General features: G+C 76.3%; 5 protein-coding genes. 2 read left to right on the top strand and 3 right to left on the bottom strand.

Annotation, left to right across the window (positions count from 1 at the left end):
- Positions 1-267 precede the first annotated feature (267 nt).
- Both AA75_RS07280 and AA75_RS07275 read left to right on the top strand, forming a co-directional pair.
- Positions 268-1188 carry a phosphatidylinositol-specific phospholipase C gene (locus AA75_RS07280; protein WP_051811964.1) on the top strand — a complete coding sequence of 307 codons (921 nt, stop codon included), beginning with the start codon at positions 268-270 and terminating at the stop codon, positions 1186-1188.
- A gap of 101 nt (positions 1189-1289) precedes the next feature.
- Positions 1290-2516, top strand: a complete 1227-nt coding sequence (locus tag AA75_RS07275) for a trans-acting enoyl reductase family protein (RefSeq protein ID WP_033818970.1) — start codon at positions 1290-1292, stop codon at positions 2514-2516.
- A 44-nt stretch (positions 2517-2560) separates the two neighbouring features.
- Here the strand turns inward: AA75_RS07275 and AA75_RS07270 are convergent, their stop codons facing one another.
- The 3 genes from AA75_RS07270 to AA75_RS07260 form a co-directional block, all read right to left on the bottom strand.
- Positions 2561-3244 carry a DUF998 domain-containing protein gene (locus AA75_RS07270; RefSeq protein WP_063794297.1) on the bottom strand — a complete coding sequence of 228 codons (684 nt, stop codon included), beginning with the start codon at positions 3242-3244 and terminating at the stop codon, positions 2561-2563.
- Between the two features lie 111 nt (positions 3245-3355).
- The gene (locus AA75_RS07265) at positions 3356-4723 is read right to left on the bottom strand and encodes an FAD-dependent oxidoreductase (RefSeq protein ID WP_033818969.1); all 1368 of its coding nucleotides are present in this window, start codon (positions 4721-4723) and stop codon (positions 3356-3358) included.
- 326 nt (positions 4724-5049) lie between these two features.
- The coding region (locus AA75_RS07260; protein ID WP_149037990.1) for an NAD(P)-dependent oxidoreductase at positions 5050-5925 on the bottom strand (876 nt) is incomplete at its 5' end.

Here is a 5925-nt window from a genome sequence, read left to right as displayed (position 1 = left end):
GCTGGCCGCGCCCGCCCCCCGCGGCCGGCCCCGGGGCGGCGGCCGCCACGGCGTCGCCCGCCACCGCGGTGCGCACCGCCGCCCGCGCGGCCGGGTGCCGGGCGTCAGCGGCTGACCCCGGCCGGCCCGGCCGGCCTCCGGTGACCGCCCGTCACCTCGCCCCGCTCCTACCGCCACCGTGCACGGGTCTATGCCCGTCCCTCTGTGGCCATGACAATGCAGGGGGCGGAGACACCGCCCGTCAGGCTTCAACGACGGGACGTGGCCATGGGATTGACGGAGCAGCGGATCAGCCGGCGCACCCTCGGGCGGGCGGTGCTGGCACTCGGCGCGGCGGGCACCCTCGGGGCGGTGACCGGCGTGGCGGCCCCGGCGGCGGCCGCGGCCCAGGTGCCCGGTGGGGCGGACTGGATGGCGGCGCTCCCGTCCGGCAGCCCGCTGGCGCGGCTCACCGTACCGGGGACGCACGACACCTGCTCGCTGCACGGCGGCCCGATCACCCAGACCCAGACCCTCTCGGTGCCCGACCAGCTCGCGGCCGGGGTCCGCTTCCTCGACATCCGCTGCCGGCTGATCGACGGGGTGTTCGCGATCCACCACGGCCCGGTCTTCCAGGAGATCTTCTTCGGCGACGTGCTCAACCAGTGCCAGGCCTTCCTCGCCGCACACCCGCAGGAGACCCTGCTGATGCGGGTGAAGCAGGAGTACTCCTCCGCTGCCGCGGCCGACTTCGCCGCGGTCTTCGAGGGCTACCGGGCGAGATGGGCCGGGCTGATGTGGGGCGAGAGCCGGGTCCCGCAGCTCGGCGAGGTCCGCGGGCGGATCGTGCTGCTCGCCGACAGCCCGGGCCTGCCGGGCATCGGCTGGGGCGGCCCGCTCACCGACATCGAGGACGACTACGACATCGGGACGATCTTCGAGATCGCCTCCCGCAAGTGGCCCGAGACCTCCGCCCACCTGAACGCCGCCCGCGCGGCCACCGACCCCCAGCGGCTCTTCCTGACCTTCACCTCCTCCTCCGGCTGGGGCCTGTGGCCGCGGCAGGCCGCCGACGCGATGGGCTCCCGGCTGAACGGCTACCTCGGCGGCCTCGACCACGGCGCCCGCCCGGTGCTCGGCACGGTGCCGATGGACTTCGTCACCGCCGACTCGGTCCGCCGGCTCTACGCCCTCAACTTCGGCGGCTGACCGGGCCCGGCCGCACGGCCGCCCGCGGCTCCGCACTGTTGACACCGCGGGCGGCCCGTCCCTAGCGTGAGGCCGATCATTACCGGCTGGTAGGGAAGTTCATGGACGCCGATCGCCCGTACGACCTGGTCCTGTTCGGCGCCACCGGATTCACCGGGGCGCTGACCGCCGAGTACCTGGCGGCGCACGCGCCCGCCGGCTGCCGCTGGGCGCTGGCCGGACGCAACCGGGAGAAGCTGGAGGCGCTGCGCAAGCGCCTCGCCGAATCGGCACCCGGCTGCGCGGACCTCCCGCTGCTCACCGCCGACGCCACCGACCCCGCCTCGCTGCGCGAGGTCGCGGCCTCGGCCCGGGTGGTGATCTCCACGGTCGGCCCCTACCTGTGGCACGGCGAGCCGCTGGTGGCCGCCTGCGCCGACGCCGGTACCGACTACGTCGACCTGACCGGCGAGCCGGAGTTCGTGGACCTGATGTACCTGCGGCACCACCGGCGGGCGGTGGAGACCGGCGCGCGGCTGGTGCACTCCTGCGGCTTCGACTCGGTGCCGCACGACCTCGGGGTGCTGTTCACCCTGGAGCGGATGCGCGAGCGCGGGGAACTGCCGCCGGACGCGCCGGTCTCGGTGCGGGGCTTCGTCCGGGCCGGCGGCATGTTCTCCGGCGGGACCTTCGCCTCGGCGCTGTCCGCGATCGGCCGCCCGCGCGAGGCCGCGCGGGCCGCCCGGGCCCGCCGGGACGCCGAGCCGAGCCCCGCCGGACGGCGGATCAGCACCTCCGCCGGGCGGATCCGGTACTCGCCGCAGGCCCTCGCCTGGGCCGTGCCGATGCCCACCATCGACCCCGTGGTGGTCGGCCGTTCCGCGGCCGCCCGCGCGGACTACGGCCCGGCGTTCCGCTACGGGCACTTCGCCGCGGTCAAGCGGCTGCCGGTGCTGCTCGGCGGCGGCGCCGGTCTCGCCCTGCTCGCGCTCGCCGCCCAGGTCCCGCCGCTGCGTACGGCGCTCGGCCGGCTGCACCGGCCAGGCGCGGGGCCGAGCGCCGAGCAGCGGGCGGCCTCCTGGTTCACCGTCCGCTTCGCGGGCCAGGCGCTCGGCAGCGGCGCGGCCCCGCTGCTCACCGAGGTGTCGGGCGGCGACCCCGGGTACACCGAGACGGCCAAGATGCTCGCCGAGTCCGCGCTCAGCCTCGCATACGACGACCTGCCGCCCGCCGCCGGACAGGTCACCCCGGCGGTCGCGATGGGCACCGCGCTGATCGACCGCCTCAGCGCCGCCGGGCTGCGGTTCACCGTGCTGGACACCCCGCCCACCGGCGCCCCCGGCCGCTGAGCGCTCCCGGCCGCTGAGCGGCGGCGGCCCGGGCGGCCGCGGGGTCACTTCCGCAGCGAGGGCTCGGGCAGCTCGGGCCGCCGGCGCGCGGGCACCCTCGGCGCGGGCACGGCCGACAGCCCGGTGGCCAGCAGCACGAACCAGACCCCGACCAGCACCAGGTGCGCGCGCTGGGTGACGCCGTGCCAGCCCGGGTACCCGAACAGCGGTCCGACGGTGGCCACGGCGGTCGCCATCGCGGCGGTCAGCACGACGGGCCCCCGGCGCGCGACGCCCGGCAGCCGGGCCGGGTCCCGGCGGGCGGCGAGGATCAGCAGCGCCATCGAGGCGAACAGCGCGAAGTGGACCAGGGCACTGGTCAGCGTGTGCCACGGGTTCACCACCTCGCAGCCGGGCTCCACCGAGGCCGCGCAGCGCATCGGCACCATCACGTCGGCCACCGAGAACGCCGCGAACCCCGCCAGCGCCCCCCAACCGGCCCGCCCGAGCGCACCCCGCCAGGCCGCCAGCGCGGTCAGCGCACCGGACGCCACCAGCGCCGCGGCCACCAGCTCGACGGCCCCGAACAGCACGTGGAACGGCTGGTCCGCCGCGTACAGCTCGCTGGCGTAGGAGTTGGCCGGGTCCAGGCCCGTGGGCAGGAAGAACTCGAGCGGCCAGTCGTTGTAGACCACCGCCCCCGCGGTCAGCAGCAGTGCGGCTCGACGACGCGCGGGCGGCAGGTGCACGGGACTCCCTCGGCAACGTCGGTGATCGGACCGGTCGGACCGACGCTGCCAGGGGTCACCGGCTTCCACAACCGGCGTCACCCGCCGGGGTGATACCGGGGTGACGCCGGCTCAGGCGTCCGCCGCGCCCGCCCGCAGCATCTCCTCGCGGGCGACCACCTTCACCCGCTCCCGGCCCTCGCGGGCGCCGAGCGCCCGCTCGTGGGCGTCCAGCCGCAGCCAGCCCTCCCAGGTGGTGAACTCCACGCCCCGCTCGGCCAGGAACGCCGGCACGGCCTCCTCGGCCGGCACCTCGGCGGTGCGCAGCCGGCCCGCGCGGTGGTCCGCCACCAGGCAGGCGACCGTCTCGTTGGCGTCGCCCTTGGTGTGGCCGATCAGGCCGACCGGGCCGCGCTTGACCCAGCCGGTGACGTACGTGGACGGCAGCGGCGCCCCGGCCTCCAGCACCCGGCCCGCCTCGTGCGGCACGGTCGCGGACAGCGGGTCGAACGGCAGCTTCGGCAGCTCGGCGGAGCGGTAGCCGACGGCCCGGTAGACCGCCTGGACGTCCCAGTCCCGGTACTCGCCGGTGCCGGTGACGTTCCCGGTGCCGTCCAGCCCGGTCCGCTCGGTGCGCAGCGCGGCGACCCGGCCGTCGGCGCCGAGGATCTCCACCGGGGACTCGAAGAAGTGCAGGAACAGCCGGTGCGGCCGGTCACCGACGTCGCGGATGGCCCAGTTCTCCAGGGTGGCGGCCACCATGTCGGCCTGCTTGTTGCCGCGCCTGGTGGCGATCGAGCCGTCGTCGTAGTCGATGTCCTCGGGGTCGACGATCACCTCGATGGTCGGGGAGTGGTCGAGCTCGCGCAGTTCCATCGGGCTGAACTTGGCCTGCGCCGGACCGCGGCGGCCGAAGACGTGCACCTCGACGGCCCGGTTGGCGATGAGCCCGGTGTGGACGTTCGGCGGTATCTCGGTGGGCAGCAGCTCGTCCGCCGTCTTGGCGAGGATCCGGGCGACGTCGAGCGCCACGTTGCCGACACCGAGCACCGCGACCCGCTCCGCCTCCAGCGGCCAGCTGCGCGGCACATCGGGGTGGCCGTCGTACCAGGAGACGAAGTCCGCCGCGCCGTAGGAGCCGTCCAGCTCCGAGCCGGGAATGTCGAGCTCGCGGTCGGCGTCGGCGCCGGTGGCGAAGACCACCGCGTCGTAGAACCGGTGCAGGTCGTCCAGGCCGATGTCGTCCGGGTAGCCGACGTTGCCGAACAGCCGCACCTGCGGCTTGTCGAGCACCTGGTGCAGCGCCGTCACGATGCCCTTGATCCGCGGGTGGTCCGGCGCGACGCCGTAGCGGATCAGGCCGAACGGCGCGGGCAGCCGCTCCAGCAGGTCGATCGACACACCGGGTTCGGTGGCGAGGCCGGACTTCAGCAGGGCGTCGGCGGCGTAGATCCCGGCGGGGCCGGCCCCGACGATGGCGACCCGGACGGGACGAGGCATGGCGGCGCTTCCTTCGGTCGGCACACGGCCGGAGGACCGCCGACCGTGACCGCCACCCTCTCGGCAGCCCGGGCGGTGCAGTAGGGCACCCGGCCCTATGGGGTCATAGGGCCGACCTATGGCCCGGGCGGGAACAACCGGCCCGGACCCGGCGCCGTCGTACGCGGGGAGCACCAGTCGGGAGCACCACCGGCGGACGGGAGAGACCTCCCGGCCAACGCCCGGCCGCTGATCGAGGACACCATCGTGGCCGGCGCCCGCACCGGCCGGTGCGCCGCCCTATGAGCCGCCCTATGAGACGGCCGGTGGGGCGGCGCCCGCCGGGCCTACCGCACCATCGCGCCCAGCACGCTGCGCCAGTCCTCGCCCGGCTCCTCGCGCAGTGCCTCGGCCAGCGCGTCCGAGCGGTAGCGCCACGGCCGGGCCAGCTCCGGGTCGGCGCCCGCGCCCAGCTCCACCGGGCTCGCCGAGCCCAGCAGCCGGACCAGTTCGGCGGCCAGCTCCGGCCAGCCGACATGGCCGCCGACCGCGTTCAGCACCCGGCCCGCCTCCCGGCCGGAGTCGTCGAGGCAGGCTGTGACGGCCCGCGCCAGGGCCGCGGCGTGCACCCAGGCCGCCCCGTACCAGGCGTGCCCGTCGGCCGGCGGGTCGGGCAGCAGCAGCGGCCGGCCCGCCTGCGCGGTCTGGAACAGCTCCCCGGTCGCGCCCCAGCGCAGCTGCTCGCGCAGCCGCCGGTGCGGGCCCCAGACGATGGGCGAGCGCACCACCGTACCCGCGCCGCGGCCCTCGGTCCCGGCCGCGGCCAGCAGGGTCCGCTCGCAGTCGAGCTTCGCCCGGCCGTACGCGGTGACCGGCAGCGTGGCCGGCGCGCCCTCCGCCACCTCGACGCCCGGCGGACGCCCGTACGCGTCGATGCTGCTGACGAACACGAAGCTGCCGTGCCGCCAGGCGTCCACCATGGCGCGCATCGCCGCGACGTCGACCTCGTGCGCGGTGAAGGTGCAGGCGGCGTGGACCACCGCGTCGACCCCCCGGACGGCCGCGCGCAGGCTGTCCAGGTCGGCCAGGTCACCCTCGGCGACCTCCACCCCGTCCAGCGCCACCAGGTGCGCCGACTCCGCGCGGGCCAGCGCCCGTACCGGGCGGCCCTGCGCCATCAGCTCCTGGAGGACGGCCGCGCCGACCCCGCCGGTCGCGCCGGT

The sequence above is a fragment of the Kitasatospora sp. MBT63 genome, from assembly GCF_000710465.2.
Taxonomy (GTDB): domain Bacteria; phylum Actinomycetota; class Actinomycetes; order Streptomycetales; family Streptomycetaceae; genus Kitasatospora.
Note: the sequence above shows the minus strand (reverse complement) of the source record. Positions and strands in the feature narration are given on the sequence as shown.